Source organism: Stenotrophomonas chelatiphaga (genome assembly GCF_032054965.1).
In the GTDB taxonomy this organism is placed as follows: domain Bacteria; phylum Pseudomonadota; class Gammaproteobacteria; order Xanthomonadales; family Xanthomonadaceae; genus Stenotrophomonas; species Stenotrophomonas chelatiphaga.
The window spans coordinates 108,882-122,657 of the sequence record NZ_DAMBRS010000011.1; the positions used below are offsets into that span (position 1 = coordinate 108,882).

The following is a 13,776-nucleotide window of genomic DNA, read 5'->3' on the forward strand; positions in this document are numbered from 1 at the left end:
CAGCCCATGCACAGACAGATTGACTTGGAGCGACTCGTTTCGACGGCGCGGTGGACGACCTACCTGCACGCAGCTGCGGTGGTGGATACGTGCCCGACACTGCTCTATCTCTGGAACATGCGCCTTTGCGGCGCGTTGCTCATGCCGCTGCATCTGGTAGAAATTCTTGTGCGGAATGCAGCTGCGGAGGCACTCGGGTCTCAACACGGCCCAGCGTGGCCACGCAATGATGCTTTTCGCCGGCGACTACCGCGGGTCCATACCGGATATTGCGCCGGGTCCGAGCTGGAGAAGGCAATCAGCCGCTCGACGCGGGTAGACGACGTGGTGGCAGGCCTCAGCTTCGCGTTCTGGCATCAACTGTTTACCCGGCGGTTCGATCAGAGCCTGTGGATGACCGGCTTCAGCCGGGTATTCCCCCATGCACTACCGCTGCCTTCGCATGCACTGCGCGCTGCTGCGTACGCGGACCTGTCACGCCTGCGTCAGCTCCGCAACCGCATCGCCCATCACGAGCCCATCTTCCAGCGCGATATCAGGGCGGACCTCGCCGCAGCGACACGGATCATCCATGCGCGCAGCCCCTCCACTCTGCACTGGTTGCTGCGCCACGAAGAGGCTTCAACGGTACTTGCCGCTTCACCACTGGAAGGAAAGAGCGCAACGCCGCCGTAGCGACCGATCACACCGCCGGCAGCGTCGCCATGTCCCAGCGCGGAGTGACGTCCACGCGCGGCGGATTGTGCTGCCCGGCCTGCAGGCGCAGTGCGCCGGCGAAGGCGATCATCGCGCCGTTGTCGGTGCACAGCGCCGGGCGCGGGAAGCATGCCCTGCCCCCCAGCTTGGCGGCCATTTCCTGCAGCCGCACGCGCAGCCGCTTGTTCGCCCCGACCCCGCCAGCCACCACGATCACATTGGTGCCGGCCGCTTCCAGCGCGCGGCCGCATTTGATCACCAGGGTCTCGACCACGGCATCTTCGAAGCCACGTGCGATGTCGGCGCGGGTCTGCTCGCTCTGGTCGCTGTCGCGCCAGGCCAGCAGTACCTGGGTCTTCAGCCCGGAGAAGCTGAAGTCCAGCCCCGGGCGGTCGGTCATCGGGCGCGAGAAACGGTAGGCGCCCGGACGGCCCTGTTCGGCCAGCGCGGCCAGCTGCGGGCCCCCCGGATACGGCAGGCCCATCATCTTGGCGGTCTTGTCGAAGGCTTCGCCGGCGGCATCGTCCAGCGTCTCACCCAGCAACCGGTATTTACCGATGGCATCCACCGCCACCAGCTGGGTATGGCCGCCGGACACCAGCAACGCCACGAACGGCGCCTGCGGCGGGTCGTCTTCCATCAGCGGCGCCAGCAGGTGGCCTTCCATGTGGTGGACACCCACGGCCGGCACCTCCAGTGCCCAGGCCAGCGAACGCGCCACGCCGGCACCGACCAGCAGCGCGCCGACCAGGCCGGGACCGGCGGTGTAGGCCACCCCGTCGATGTCGCCGACCGTCATGCCGGCTTCGTCCAGCGTCTGCCGGATCAGCGGCAGCAGCTTGCGCACATGGTCACGGCTGGCCAGTTCCGGCACCACGCCGCCGTATTCGGCGTGCAGCGCGATCTGGCTGTACACCGCGTGGGCGCGCAGGGCTTCGATGCCGGCCAGGTCGGTGTCATACACCGCCACGCCGGTCTCATCGCACGATGATTCAATACCAAGTACTCGCATGTGGTGTATTATGCGCCCCCTGCGTGCTCCTCAGGGGCGATGCAGGCCCTTGAGATGCAAGAAAACCGGCCCGTATTCAGGCCGGGATGCTTGCAGTTTGTCGAAGCGCCGCTATAATGTGCGGCTCGCCGGGTATAGACCCGGTTCTACACAGTGTCCGGAGATTCCATGCCCAGCGTCAAAGTCCGCGAGAACGAACCTTTTGAGTTTGCTCTTCGCCGCTTCAAGCGCACTTGCGAAAAGGCCGGTGTGCTGGCCGAAACCCGTAAGCGCGAGTTCTACGAAAAGCCGACCCAGGAACGTAAGCGCAAGGCTGCTGCTGCAGTGAAGCGTCAGCTGCGCCGTTCGTCGCGCGACGTCACCAAGCGTCAGCGCCTGTACTGATCGGACGCACTCATGGCGACAGGTTCTGCCTGTCGCGGTGGGGAAGAAGCCGGCACGCGCAAGCGTCGCCGGCTTTTTGCGTTCCCGGGCCGCCGCCACGGCGCCCCCCATTTGCCTGACTTACGACACACGAGGTGCTCCATGAGCATGAAGCTGAAGCTGACCGACGACATGAAGGCCGCCATGAAGAGCGGCGACAAGCACACCCTGGGCGTGGTGCGCCTGATCAAGGCCGCCGTCCAGCAGAAGGAAGTGGACGAGCGCATCGAGCTGGACGACACCGCCGTGGTCGCCGTGCTGGACAAGATGGTCAAGCAGCGCAAGGACTCGATCAGCCAGTACGAAGCGGCCAACCGCGAAGACCTGGCGCAGATCGAGCGCGAGGAAATGGTGGTGATCGAGCGTTACCTGCCGGCCAAGATGGGCGAAGCCGAGATCGTCGCTGCCATCCAGGCCGCCGTGGCGGAAACCGGCGCGACCAGCCCGGCCGACATCGGCAAGCTGATGGGCGCGCTGAAGCCGAAGGTCGCCGGCAAGGCCGACATGGGCCTGGTGTCCAAGCTGGTCAAGCAGCAGCTCGCAGGCTGACGCGAACGCCTGCCCCGGTTGCGCCGAGCCCCGCTCGGCCGACCGCATTGCAACGCCGTAACGGAAAGCCGCCGGGCATGGCTTGGCGCTCCCCTGCCCCACGCTTCACCCTTTCTTCGACCTGCCGCTGGTAAAACAGCCCGCATGTCCGATCCGACCAACGCCCCCGCCGCCGCCGATCCGCACCGCGGCGTCCCGCATGCCATGCGCAAGTACGTGGACCGGCTCAACCGCAGTTTCCCGATGGCGGTGCTCAACCGCTTCATCGAAGTGGACGTGCTGAGCCAGGCCGCTGCGGTATCTTTCTACGCCCTGTTGTCGATGGCGCCGCTGCTGGTGCTGCTGCTGTGGCTGACCGCATCGCTGTACCCGCCGGCCCAGCAGGCATTGGTCGACCAGATCGGCACGGCTGCCGGCAGCAGCGTGGCGGTGGTTGCCGAAACCGTGTTGAAGAACGCCGACCAGCAGCCCAGCATCGGCTCGCTGGCCGGCATCTGGAGCACCCTGCTGCTGTTCATCGGTGCCACGGCGGTGTTCGCCCAGTTGCAGGGCGCGCTGAACCTGATCTTCCGTACCAGCGGCGAACGCCTGGACGGGCTGGCCGCGTGGCTGCGCAAGCGCGTGTTTTCCTTCGGCGTGGTGCTGGCGCTGGGCCTGCTGCTGGTGGTGTCGATGACCGCCACCACCATGCTGCAGGTAGCCTTCGCGCAGCTGCCTTCGCTGCTGCCCGCGCTGGGCTACATCAGCACGCTGCTGCTGTACACGGTGGCCTTCGCCTTCATGTACCACTACCTGCCGGACCGGCGCGTGGCGTGGCGCCAGGCCTTCATCGGCGGTGCCATCACCTCGGCGTTGTTCGCGCTGGGGCGCTATGGGATCGGTGTGTACATCGCGCAGGTGGCGCCGGGCAGCGCGTACGGCTCGATGGGCGCGCTGGTGATTTCGCTGGTGTGGATCTACTACGCCATGGTGGTGTTCTTCGTCGGCGCGCTGATGACCTCGGTGATCGACGAGAGACTGCGGGCAGAGCACCACCTGGCTGCCGCCGGCATCGTGCCGCCCAAGCCGGGCGCGGCCGCCGGCAACGGGTAAACTAGGCGGACTTCCCGTTCGCCCGCACTGCCTTCCGGCGGTGCCCTGCCGGTTGCCATGGCCCGCATTCCAGACGCTTTCATCGATGACCTGCTGGCCCGCTCCGACATCGTCGAGGTGGTGGGCAGCCGCGTTCCGCTGAAGCGCCAAGGCAAGGAATATTCGGCGCGCTGTCCGTTCCATGACGAACGCTCGGCCTCGTTCACCGTATCGCCCACCAAGCAGTTCTACCACTGCTTCGGCTGCGGCGCGCACGGTACCGCGATCAGCTTCCTGATGAACTACGACCGCCTCGAATTCCTCGATGCGGTGGACGAACTGGCCAAGCGGGTCGGCATGGAAGTGCCGCGCAGCGAGAACCCGCGCAACGCCCAGCAGCAGGACGAAGGCCGCGAACTGTATTCGGCGCTGGATGCGGCCGCGCGCTTCTTCCAGAAGAACCTGGAGGACAGCGAAAAGGCCCGCACCTACCTGGACGGGCGCGGCGTGGACGAAGCCAACCGCACGCGTTTCCAGATCGGCTACGCACCGGATGGCTACAGCGGGCTGCGCGACGCGTTGGGCAAGGACGAGCGGCGGATGAAGCTGCTCGACCGCGCCGGCCTGTTTTCCAAGAACGACCGCGGCCACGTCTACGACAAGTTCCGCGACCGGGTGATGTTCCCGATCTTCGACCGCCGTGGCCGGGTGATCGCCTTCGGCGGCCGCGTGTTCGAAAAGGACGACGGCCCGAAATACCTCAATTCGCCGGAGACCGCGCTGTTCCACAAGGGACGCGAACTGTACGGCCTGTGGCAGGTCCGCCAGGCCAACCAGAAGATCGAACGGTTGATCGTGGTCGAAGGCTACATGGACGTGGTCTCGCTGTTCCAGTTCGGGGTCACCCAGGCGGTGGCTACGCTGGGCACGGCGACCACCCCGGACCATGCCGAGCTGCTGTTCCGCAACGCGCCGGATGTGTTCTTCTGCTTCGATGGCGATGCAGCCGGCCGGCGCGCCGGCTGGAAGGCGCTGGAGTCGGTGCTGCCGCGCATGAAGGATGGCCGCCAGGCGTTCTTCCTGTTCCTGCCCGATGGCGAAGACCCGGACACCATCGTGCGCAAGGAAGGCGCCGCCGCCTTCGACGAGCGCCTGAAACAGGCGACGCCGCTGTCGCAGTTCTTCTTCGACGAGCTGACCCGCGAGATCAACCTGGGCACGCTGGATGGCAAGGCGCGGCTGGCCGAACGGGCCCGGCCGATGCTGGCGCAGATTCCCGATGGCGCCTTCGGTGACCTGATGAAGCAGCAGCTGGGCGTGCTGACCGGGCTGGGCGGCAACTCCGCCCAGCGTGCGCAGCCGGCCGCGCGTGCGGCGTCGGGCCGGCCGGTGACCCCGGTGGCCAAGCGCAGCCTGGTCCGCGCGGCGATCGCGATCCTGCTGCAGCAGCCTTCGCTGGCGATGTCGCTGGGCGGCCAGCACCATTTCCATGGCCTGCGCCTGCCCGGCATCGAACTGCTGCTGGAGCTGCTGGCACTGGTGGAACAGCGCCCGGACATCAGCACCGGCGCGCTGCTGGAACACTTCGATGGCCGCGAAGAGCAGGCATCGCTGCATACGCTGGCCGCGCAGACGCTGGCCGGCGACGAAGCGAAGTGGACCGAAGAGCTGCACGACGCGGTGGGCCAGCTGGAAAAGCAGCTGCTGTTCCAGCGCATCGAAGACCTTAACGCCAAGCAGCGACAACACGGCTTGGACGATACTGACAAGTTCGAAATGCGCGAGCTGCTGAAGGCCCGCGCCAGCCTGCGCATCTGATCGCGTGGGCGCCCGCCAAGGAGCCTGCCTGACATGACACGCTGGTGGTCGCGACTGCGACCGGACAACTTCACCCTCGCCCTGCTCGGCACTGTACTGCTGGCATCGCTGCTGCCGATGACCGGCCCCGCCGCACTGGTACTGGACGATGTCACCAACGTGGCGATCGGCCTGCTGTTCTTCCTGCACGGCGCGCGCCTGCCGCGCGAGGCAGTGATCGGCGGCCTGCTGCACTGGCGCCTGCACCTGCTGATCCTGGCCTGCACCTTCGTGCTGTTCCCTCTGCTGGGCCTGTTGTTCCATCCGCTGTCCGGCTGGCTGCTCACCCCTGAGCTGTACCTGGGCGTGCTGTTCCTGTGCACCCTGCCCTCCACCGTGCAGTCGTCGATCGCGTTCACCTCGATGGCGCGCGGCAACGTGCCTGCGGCGGTGTGCAGCGCGTCGCTGTCGTCCATCCTGGGGGTGTTCCTGACGCCGCTCCTGCTGACCGCGCTGGCCGGCACCCAGGGCGGCATCCACAACCCGCTGCAGGCCATCGGCGGCATCATGCTGCAGTTGCTGGTGCCGTTCGTGGCCGGCCACCTGCTGCGTCCTTGGATCGCCGGCTGGGTGGAACGCCAGCGTGGCCTGCTGCGCTACACCGACCAGGCCACCATCCTGCTGGTGGTGTATTCGGCGTTCGGCGCGGCGGTGACCGAAGGGCTGTGGTCGAAGACCCCACTGATCTCGCTGGCCGCGGTCGCGGTGGTAGCGGCGGTGCTGCTGGGCATCGCGATGCCGCTGATCACGCTGGCCGCGCGCAAACTGCATTTCAGCCGCGAAGACGAGATCGCGATCGTGTTCTGCGGCTCCAAGAAGAGCCTCGCCACCGGCATCCCGATCGCCAAGGTATTGTTCGCCGGCGGCAGCCTCGGCGCCATCGTGCTGCCGGTGATGATCTATCACCAGATCCAGTTGATCGTGTGCGGCATCATCGCCCAGCGCTACGCCAAAGAAGCCCGGTAAGCCCGGTAGTGACGGCCGCTGGCCGTCAATCAAACAACCGCGCCACGCTGAATTCCGGCATCCACACGATCAGGTCGTACATGCGATCTTCGGCCGTTTCCACGCGCGGCAGCCGCGCCGCCCGTACACGCAGCGGCAGCGCCTGGCAGCGTTGCATGCATGCCCAGAACTCACCCTGCAGGGCCTCCAGCCGGACACTGTACACGTCGAGATCAACGAGCTGCGAAGCCATCGGTCGTTGTTGCATTTCCTCTGGCGCATCCATCGGTCGATGACGCATGGCATGCACGTTGCCGGCCAGCACCAGCATCGTCCCATCCACGGGCAAGCGCCGGTATGCGCGTTGAAGTTCGGCGGCCAGTGCGTCATCCCGGACCTGGTTGCTCCCGTCGCTGGAATCCACGTCGTAGCCCAGCACGGACACACTGCGGCCATGCTCCTTCAGCACGCGCACGGCTTCGATGAGATCGAGCATGTCGCGGCTGCGACGACCATCATGCTGGTCGTCACGCACGGCCCAGAAGCCGCTGGTGCGTAGTGCATCGCGCGCCGAGACATCACCGTTCGATTCCACGTAGTCCGCCAGCAACCGATTCTCGCCGCGCGGCAATTCCAGCGCCAGCACCACCGGCGCGCCCTCATGGCTGTAGTCATCGACCAGCTGCCTCACCAGCAACGGCGTTTCACGCGTGCCGTGGTACTCGCCAATCACCAGCAGGCGATGTTCGCCGGCATGCTGGCGGATCTGCGCGGCAGTCGTCTCATCGGCCAGCGCGGGACTGGCCAGCAACAAGCTCAACAGCAACGTGCAGGCGCTACGCATCCATCGGTGCATCGGTGCCACCTCGCTTCCTTCGGGTAGGTACGGAGGCGATGGTGGCGTACTGCGCGCAATTCAAGGCGGCCCGCCGGTATGTAGCCACGAGCCAAGCCCGGCGGTTGTCCCATCCAGTATCACCAACGCTGCAGCATTCCGCCGCGTCTGGCGTGGCGCTATCGGTCTATGCCCTCTGCAATCTGCATCAGCAGCTCAGCACCCTTTTCTATCGACGCACCATCATCGGTCACCAGCCTCAGTTGGAACGACTTTTCAGGAGTTACCCAGGACAGGACTGCCATTCCCCTTCCATCGACAGAGCGCTCCATGTGGGACATGGCGGGTGTATCACCCACCGTTGCGTTGAGCGCTTCCTTGAACTGAATGATTTTTCCTGCGCCCAAGCGATAACTGTCCTCACTGAACTCTATGAAGCCCGTCCCCTCCAGGAGGTAGATCCGGCTTAGCCCGGTAGCGTTGATACCACTGCGGGTTCCCCACCAATCCGTGTTGACGAGCCTGGCAGCCCGTAGCGGCGTGCCAGCAATGCCAGCCGGCGGGACGGGCAGCCGTTCACGAAGTATCTGGTCAGACAGCACCCGGACCGGCGTTTGAGCCATCAGTGCAGCGACCGATGGAATTGTGCCCATCGCTACAGTCATCACGCCTGTGTACCGCGCGACTGCCTCGTCCTGGAAATGTGTCTTCACTATCGGGGGTGCGTCCAAGTCCGCGATGGATTGCACGACGTAGGCCCCCTCAGCGCTGGGCGCATCGTGCAGCAGCGCGTCCTGCTGGCGGGCAACGCCTTCTTCAGTCAGATCCCGTAGCCACTGGCCGACCGCGTCTACGTTGGGCCCTGCTTGCGCAGACACCTCCGGGCACGCACCACAAGACATGACGGCAAGAATCAAGATCGAAATTTTCATCAGGTCACCATTCAACAAGATTGCAATCAACAGCGGCTGTATTGGATGTCCAAACTCTTCCGGCCGTAACCCACGTGTGGTAACCGCGAACCAGCATGCGCTCGCTGTCAGACCCGTCACCGGCGTAAAACCTGGCGGAGAGGAATCCATTGTTGGCTGCCCCGAGAACATGCTTCGGTCTGATGTTTCCTTGTGGGATGTGCGTGCTTGCGGAAGTGCCCAGGAACCGAACGAAGGACGGACGGTCATAGGTCACCGACTCGTTGATAAATCCTATGCAGTTGGCGCGGCTCAGCGTCTTGATTTCAGCGGATGCTGTTTGCGACAGAATCAGTAGTGCTGGAGAAATCATTGCCCATACTGCTCTCATACGCTTCTGCATGGAGGCTTCCCGCGTCGCGCACGGACATTCGTGCAGCACCGTTATCCCTTCCTGCAAGCGCTTGGGATCGCGCGCCAGACGGAAAGTACGATGCTCATCATGCAGCTCAGGGCAGGACACTGGCTTGTCCGTGTGCCACCTTCCAATCTCCTGACACGCCGCGAGCGCTCGGATGGGTTGGAGGCGCCAGATGACGATAGCGCCGGGCCATGCTTAGCGGCTTCCTGCATCGGCGCCGGACACATTCCGCCGAGCGTGGCTCGGCGCTACCGGAGCATGTGGTGCACCATCCGCGACGGGCGTGACGACCAACGGTCAGCGCGCGCCGGTAGTGACGGCCGCTGGCCGTCAGCGCTGTTGCCGGCCGGGCATTACAACCAGGGCAGGATCCAGTGGTCCACCAGCAGAAAGGCGAACAGCGCCATCAGGTAGACCACCGACCAGTTGAACATCTTCATCGAGAACAGTTCGTCCGGCGGGTCCTGCATGCGCCACGCGTACCAGAGGAACACGGCATTGAGCACGATCGCTCCGCCCAGGTAGAACGGTCCGCTCATGCCGACCACGTACGGAAGCACGCAGATGATCGCCAGCACGATCGAATAGGCCAGGATCTGCCTGCGCGTATGCACCACGCCATGGGTGACCGGCAGCATCGGGATCTTCGCCTTGGCATAGTCTTCGCGGCGGAAGATCGCCAGCGCCCAGAAATGCGGCGGGGTCCAGATGAAGATGATCAGCACCAGCAGCGCCGAATACCACCAGTCGGCCGAGGTCTGCATGCCGGTGACCGCGGCCCAGCCGAGCATCGGCGGCATCGCGCCGGCCAGTCCGCCGATGACGATGTTCTGCGAGGTGGCACGCTTGAGGTACACGGTGTAGATCACCGCATAGCCGATCAACGAGGCGAAGGTGAGGATGGCGGTGATGACGTTGACCCACACCACCAGGATCGTCATGGACAGCACGATCAGCGCACCGGCGAAGGCCAGCACCTGCCATGGCTTGACCTTGCCCACCACCAGCGGGCGCCACGAGGTGCGCGCCATCTGCGCATCGATCTTGGCATCCAGCAGCTGGTTGATCGCTGCGGCAGCGGAGGCCGACAGCCAGATGCCGAAGAAGCCGAGCGCACCCAGGCGCACCTGCTCCCAGCTGGGTACGCCGGGAATGGCAAGCACCATGCCGACCAGCGCGGTGAACACGATGAGGGCGACGACCTTGGGCTTGGTCAGGTCCCAGTACTGACGATAATTGGCCATGGCGTCAGTCCGGTGCCCGCAGGCGGGCCAGCAGGCTGACCATCACGAACAGCAGCAGCACCGCGCCGCCGTTGTGCAGCACCGCCACCGGCAGCGGCAGTGCCATCTTGACGTTGGCGATGCCCAGGCTGACCTGTGCGATGAGGCCGAGGATCAGGGCGACCGCCCAGCCGCGCATGCTCGGCGTACGGAACAGGCGCACGCCCAGCCAGAGCAGGTACGCCGCCACCACGATGGCGAACATGCGGTGGCCCATCTGGATGGCGATGCGCGAGGCACCATCCAGGATGCCCCCTTCGTAATCCACGCCGATGCCGCGCCACAGGGTGAAGCCTTCGGCGAAGTTCTGCTGCGGCCACCACTGGTTGGCACAGCGCGGGAAATTGTCCAGCGACAGGCTGCCGCCGCCGCAGGCGAGCGCGGCGTAGTTGGCGCTGACCCAGCCACCGAGCGCGATCTGCGCGGTCAGCACGGCGATGCCGATGCGCAGCAGCCACTTCAGCTTCGGTGCTTCGGCCAGGGTGATCGGCAGGTGGGTCGCGCGCCAGGCCATCCAGGCCAGCATCGCGAACATCAGCATGCCGCCCAGCAGGTGGCCCATCACCACGATCGGCTTGAGCAGCCAGGTAACGGTCCACATGCCCAGCAGCGCCTGGAAGATCACCACGGCCAGGGTCAACACGGCGGCGCGGGCGAGGTCGCTGTTGCTCCAGCGGAACGCGGCGACCAGCAGGATCACCTCGCCGAGCAGCGCCAGCACGCTGGCGGTGGCATGCCAGCCCATCATGTACAACGGGATGCCCGCAGCCACCAGCACGCAGGCGGTGACCACCGCGGCGCTGCCGAAGCGTCGACGGCGGGTGGCCAGCAGCGCCAGGGTGAGGATTTCGATGCCCAGCGCGCCGGCCAGGAAGCGGTGCACCTGCTCGCGCCATGCCTTGTGCGTTTCCAGCGGGCGGATGTCTGCGGCCGGATGGCCGATGGTCTCCTCCACGTGCTGCGGCCAGGTGGCCTGGCCATAGCAGGTCGGCCAGTCAGGGCAGCTCAGGCCGGCATCGGACAGGCGCACGAAGGCACCGAACAGGATGGTGCTCGCGGTCATGATCATCGCGAACCACGCCAGGCGGTGGAAATTGCGGTGCAGCGCCGGACGCGCGGAAAGGCTCATCAAACAGGGCTCACTTCAGTTTCAGCAACGTGGACAGGTCCTTGCGCAGGCCACCGAGGTCGGTGCCGGGCGCATGGCGCATGATCACGAAGCCGTTCGGATCAACGATGTAGACCGGCACGCCGGCCGGGTCGTCGACACCGGGCAATGCAGCGCGCAGTGCCGGCGAAGGTGCCAGCGCGCGCAGTGCAGGGGTTCCAGCCAGGGGCGCCGGCGGCGTTCCCAGCCAAAGGATCTCTACATTATCGGCGTTATGGCCGAACAGCTGCCACACCTTGGCCAGTCCCTGCGACAAAGTGACGCACTGTTCGGCGCACGCGGCGGGCGGCGCGACCAGGATGCGCCAGATCTTTTCCTCGCCCTTCCAGGCGTACGGCGCGCCGCTGGCCAGCACGGGCGGCTGCAGGCGCAGGTCAACCGGCGGCTGCAGCAGCTGGCCGACGTTCTTGTGGGCGGCCGGCTGCCAGCCGGAGAAACGCAGCACCCCGGCCAGTGCCATCGCGCCGAAGAACAGGACGAACAGCAGCACCAGGGTGCGGCGACCCTTGCCGCGCGCGGTGTCCTGCGGTGACGTAGCAGCGTTCATGGGCAGCATTTTCTCATGTTGGGGAAGGGTGTGCCGGTGGGTTCGGTGGTGGGTTCGGTGGGTGACGACCGTTGGTCGTCACGCTTCTGCTGCCGGCAAGCGCGTGACGACCAACGGTCGTCACCCACCAGCGGCCAGCGATTGACGGCCAGCGGCCGTCACTACCGCCGGCGGCGGCGCCATTCCAGCACCAGCGCCACCACCAGCACGGTCAGGGCCAGGCCGAACCACTGCACGGCATAGCCGAGATGACGCTGCGGCGGCAGCGTGTTGGGCAGCAGGTCCAGATCGCGCTCGTCGCCGAACGGCAGCGCGGGATCCAGCCGCAGCACGCGCGTGGGCAGGCCGGGCAGGCCCAGCAGCGGGGCCAGCGCGTCGGACTGCAGGCGGCTGGCCAGCCAGCGTTGCGGACCGGCAGGGCTGGCCACCGGCCCCAGCGCCAGCCCTGGCGCCGGCGCGGGCGCCAGCAGGCCGCGCACGGCCACCGGGGAGGGCGGCGGCGGTATCACCGGCAGCGTGCGATCGGCAGGCAGCACACGCCAGCCCAGGTCCATCAGCAGCAGCGCGCCCTCGTCGCTGCGGAACGGGCGATAGACCTTCACCCCGGCGCGGCCGTGGCGCATCTGGTTGTCCAGCAGCACCAGCCCCGGCAGGAAGCGGCCGTGGTCGACGATGCCGTGCACGGGGCCGGCAGCGGCCAGCGCGCGCGACAGGGTGCTGGGAGGGTGTGCGGCCGCCGCGGCCTGCGCCTGCAGCAAGGCCTGCTTCTGCTGCATGCGCTGCAGCTGCCAGCAGCCGAGCAGGCAGAACACCGCCATCGCCACCAGGGCCAGCATCCAGCCCAGCAACCGCGTGTGCCGTCGCATCATGACAAACGGCCGCAAACGCGGTCAGATAGGCCCATCCGCCCCGCCATCGAGCCGCGCATGAACGATTCGCTGAAGACCCTGCTGGTGATTGCGTTCCTCATCGTCATCGTCTGGAACCTGGGTGCCGGCCTGTACTACCTGCTGGTGGATCGGGGCCAGACCAAGCGCACCGTCAATGCACTGACCCGGCGCATCGCGGTGTCGGTGGCGCTGATCCTGCTGGTGGTCATCGGCATCTGGGGCGGCTGGATCCAGCCGCACGGCATCGCCCGCTGAGGCAAGCGTTGCGTCGCTCAAAGCACGTAGACGAACAGGAACAGCATCAGCCACACCACGTCGACGAAGTGCCAGTACCAGGCCGCGGCTTCGAAGCCGAAATGGTTGTCGCGGGTGAAGTGGCCTTTGGCCGCGCGCAGCCACATCACCGCCAGCATGATCGTTCCCAGCAGCACGTGTGCGCCATGGAAACCGGTCAGCATGAAGAACGTGGACCCGTAGATGCCCGAACCGAGAGTGAGGTTGAGCTCGGTATAGGCGTGGATGTATTCCTCCGCCTGCAGGGTCAGGAACACCAGCCCCAGCACCACGGTGATGCCCAGCCAGGTCAGCAGCTGGCGGCGATGGCCGGCCTTCAGCGCATGGTGGGCGATGGTCAGGGTGACGCCGGAGGTCAGCAGGATCAGCGTGTTGATCAGCGGCAGGCCCCACGCCGGGATGGTCTGGAACTGGCCACCGATCGCGGCGGGTCCGTTGGTCGGCCAGCCGGACGAATAGCCCTGCCACAGCAGTTCGTTGGTCATCACCCCGTCGCCCTCGCCGCCCAGCCACGGCAGGCCCAGCGCGCGGGTATAGAACAACGCGCCGAAGAAGGCGCCGAAGAACATCACTTCGGAGAAGATGAACCACACCATCCCCATCCGGAACGAGCCGTCCACCTGCTGGTTGTAGTGGCCCGCCTGCGATTCGCGCACCACGTCGCTGAACCACCAGAACAGGGTCAGCACCAGCATCGCCAGCCCGGTGAAGAAGCTCCACTTGCCCCACGTCGCGTCGTTGAGCCAGCTGGCCACGCCGACCATGGTCACCATCATCGCGATCGAGCCGATGAACGGCCATCGGCTGTGGGTCGGCACGTAGTACACGTTGGCGTCGGAAGGAAGCTGGGCCATGGTCGTTGTCCGGTTCGGTG

General features: G+C 66.1%; 16 protein-coding genes. 7 read left to right on the plus strand and 9 right to left on the minus strand.

All coding sequences use genetic code 11. The features are described 5' to 3' along the window. Positions 1–6: 6 nt before the first annotated feature. Positions 7–675 carry a hypothetical protein gene (locus RTX79_RS13865; RefSeq protein WP_312684390.1) on the plus strand — a complete coding sequence of 223 codons (669 nt, stop codon included), beginning with the start codon at positions 7–9 and terminating at the stop codon, positions 673–675. Positions 676–682: 7 nt separating this feature from the next. Here RTX79_RS13865 and tsaD read toward each other — a convergent pair whose 3' ends face one another. Then, positions 683–1,708 carry a tRNA (adenosine(37)-N6)-threonylcarbamoyltransferase complex transferase subunit TsaD gene (gene tsaD / locus RTX79_RS13870; RefSeq protein ID WP_057508203.1) on the minus strand — a complete coding sequence of 342 codons (1,026 nt, stop codon included), beginning with the start codon at positions 1,706–1,708 and terminating at the stop codon, positions 683–685. Between the two features lie 168 nt (positions 1,709–1,876). Here tsaD and rpsU point away from each other — a divergent pair, with 168 nt between their 5' ends. The 5 genes from rpsU to RTX79_RS13895 all read left to right on the plus strand — a co-directional run bounded on the left by rpsU (position 1,877) and on the right by RTX79_RS13895 (position 6,574). Continuing rightward, positions 1,877–2,092 carry a 30S ribosomal protein S21 gene (gene rpsU, locus RTX79_RS13875; protein ID WP_002808376.1) on the plus strand — a complete coding sequence of 72 codons (216 nt, stop codon included), beginning with the start codon at positions 1,877–1,879 and terminating at the stop codon, positions 2,090–2,092. A 141-nt stretch (positions 2,093–2,233) separates the two neighbouring features. Continuing rightward, complete coding sequence (locus RTX79_RS13880) at positions 2,234–2,680, plus strand: GatB/YqeY domain-containing protein (protein WP_057508202.1); 447 nt, start codon at positions 2,234–2,236, stop codon at positions 2,678–2,680. A 144-nt stretch (positions 2,681–2,824) separates the two neighbouring features. Continuing rightward, on the plus strand, positions 2,825–3,772 hold the full coding sequence (locus tag RTX79_RS13885; RefSeq protein WP_312684392.1) for a YihY/virulence factor BrkB family protein: 948 nt from the start codon (positions 2,825–2,827) through the stop codon (positions 3,770–3,772). 57 nt (positions 3,773–3,829) lie between these two features. Continuing rightward, positions 3,830–5,569, plus strand: coding sequence for a DNA primase (dnaG, locus tag RTX79_RS13890; protein WP_312684393.1), 1,740 nt, complete (start codon positions 3,830–3,832; stop codon positions 5,567–5,569). 33 nt (positions 5,570–5,602) lie between these two features. Beyond that, a complete protein-coding gene (locus RTX79_RS13895; protein ID WP_057508199.1) occupies positions 5,603–6,574 on the plus strand; it encodes a bile acid:sodium symporter family protein in 972 nt (323 codons plus the stop codon). Between the two features lie 25 nt (positions 6,575–6,599). Here the strand turns inward: RTX79_RS13895 and RTX79_RS13900 are convergent, their stop codons facing one another. The 7 genes from RTX79_RS13900 to RTX79_RS13930 all read right to left on the minus strand — a co-directional run bounded on the left by RTX79_RS13900 (position 6,600) and on the right by RTX79_RS13930 (position 12,587). Further along, positions 6,600–7,409, minus strand: a complete 810-nt coding sequence (locus tag RTX79_RS13900) for a calcium-binding protein (protein WP_312684395.1) — start codon at positions 7,407–7,409, stop codon at positions 6,600–6,602. 158 nt (positions 7,410–7,567) lie between these two features. Further along, positions 7,568–8,320 carry a hypothetical protein gene (locus RTX79_RS13905; RefSeq protein ID WP_312684396.1) on the minus strand — a complete coding sequence of 251 codons (753 nt, stop codon included), beginning with the start codon at positions 8,318–8,320 and terminating at the stop codon, positions 7,568–7,570. Between the two features lie 4 nt (positions 8,321–8,324). Then, positions 8,325–8,822, minus strand: a complete 498-nt coding sequence (locus tag RTX79_RS13910) for a hypothetical protein (protein WP_312684397.1) — start codon at positions 8,820–8,822, stop codon at positions 8,325–8,327. A gap of 251 nt (positions 8,823–9,073) precedes the next feature. Next, a complete protein-coding gene (gene cyoE, locus RTX79_RS13915; protein ID WP_309688692.1) occupies positions 9,074–9,964 on the minus strand; it encodes a heme o synthase in 891 nt (296 codons plus the stop codon). Positions 9,965–9,968: 4 nt separating this feature from the next. After that, entirely contained in the window at positions 9,969–11,132 is a 1,164-nt protein-coding gene (locus RTX79_RS13920) for a COX15/CtaA family protein (RefSeq protein ID WP_312684398.1), read from the minus strand. Positions 11,133–11,142: 10 nt separating this feature from the next. Beyond that, a complete protein-coding gene (locus RTX79_RS13925) occupies positions 11,143–11,718 on the minus strand; it encodes a hypothetical protein (RefSeq protein WP_309688694.1) in 576 nt (191 codons plus the stop codon). Positions 11,719–11,879: 161 nt separating this feature from the next. After that, entirely contained in the window at positions 11,880–12,587 is a 708-nt protein-coding gene (locus RTX79_RS13930) for an SURF1 family protein (RefSeq protein WP_312684399.1), read from the minus strand. A 57-nt stretch (positions 12,588–12,644) separates the two neighbouring features. Between RTX79_RS13930 and RTX79_RS13935 the strand changes: the two genes are divergently transcribed. Further along, on the plus strand, positions 12,645–12,863 hold the full coding sequence (locus RTX79_RS13935) for a twin transmembrane helix small protein (RefSeq protein WP_042611977.1): 219 nt from the start codon (positions 12,645–12,647) through the stop codon (positions 12,861–12,863). A 17-nt stretch (positions 12,864–12,880) separates the two neighbouring features. Here the strand turns inward: RTX79_RS13935 and RTX79_RS13940 are convergent, their stop codons facing one another. Further along, positions 12,881–13,756 (minus strand): cytochrome c oxidase subunit 3, encoded by an 876-nt coding sequence (locus RTX79_RS13940; RefSeq protein ID WP_057508192.1) that lies wholly within the window; start codon positions 13,754–13,756, stop codon positions 12,881–12,883. Between the last annotated feature and the right edge of the window lie 20 nt (positions 13,757–13,776).

What these genes read in the sequence shown, in the direction of transcription:
- RTX79_RS13865 (WP_312684390.1), top strand. Translation starts at nt 7, where the DNA reads ATGCACAGACAGATTGACTTGGAGCGACTCGTTTCGACGGCGCGGTGG.
- tsaD (WP_057508203.1), bottom strand. Translation starts at nt 1,708, where the DNA reads ATGCGAGTACTTGGTATTGAATCATCGTGCGATGAGACCGGCGTGGCG.
- rpsU (WP_002808376.1), top strand. Translation starts at nt 1,877, where the DNA reads ATGCCCAGCGTCAAAGTCCGCGAGAACGAACCTTTTGAGTTTGCTCTT.
- RTX79_RS13880 (WP_057508202.1), top strand. Translation starts at nt 2,234, where the DNA reads ATGAGCATGAAGCTGAAGCTGACCGACGACATGAAGGCCGCCATGAAG.
- RTX79_RS13885 (WP_312684392.1), top strand. Translation starts at nt 2,825, where the DNA reads ATGTCCGATCCGACCAACGCCCCCGCCGCCGCCGATCCGCACCGCGGC.
- dnaG (WP_312684393.1), top strand. Translation starts at nt 3,830, where the DNA reads ATGGCCCGCATTCCAGACGCTTTCATCGATGACCTGCTGGCCCGCTCC.
- RTX79_RS13895 (WP_057508199.1), top strand. Translation starts at nt 5,603, where the DNA reads ATGACACGCTGGTGGTCGCGACTGCGACCGGACAACTTCACCCTCGCC.
- RTX79_RS13900 (WP_312684395.1), bottom strand. Translation starts at nt 7,409, where the DNA reads ATGCACCGATGGATGCGTAGCGCCTGCACGTTGCTGTTGAGCTTGTTG.
- RTX79_RS13905 (WP_312684396.1), bottom strand. Translation starts at nt 8,320, where the DNA reads ATGAAAATTTCGATCTTGATTCTTGCCGTCATGTCTTGTGGTGCGTGC.
- cyoE (WP_309688692.1), bottom strand. Translation starts at nt 9,964, where the DNA reads ATGGCCAATTATCGTCAGTACTGGGACCTGACCAAGCCCAAGGTCGTC.
- RTX79_RS13920 (WP_312684398.1), bottom strand. Translation starts at nt 11,132, where the DNA reads ATGAGCCTTTCCGCGCGTCCGGCGCTGCACCGCAATTTCCACCGCCTG.
- RTX79_RS13925 (WP_309688694.1), bottom strand. Translation starts at nt 11,718, where the DNA reads ATGAACGCTGCTACGTCACCGCAGGACACCGCGCGCGGCAAGGGTCGC.
- RTX79_RS13930 (WP_312684399.1), bottom strand. Translation starts at nt 12,587, where the DNA reads ATGATGCGACGGCACACGCGGTTGCTGGGCTGGATGCTGGCCCTGGTG.
- RTX79_RS13935 (WP_042611977.1), top strand. Translation starts at nt 12,645, where the DNA reads ATGAACGATTCGCTGAAGACCCTGCTGGTGATTGCGTTCCTCATCGTC.
- RTX79_RS13940 (WP_057508192.1), bottom strand. Translation starts at nt 13,756, where the DNA reads ATGGCCCAGCTTCCTTCCGACGCCAACGTGTACTACGTGCCGACCCAC.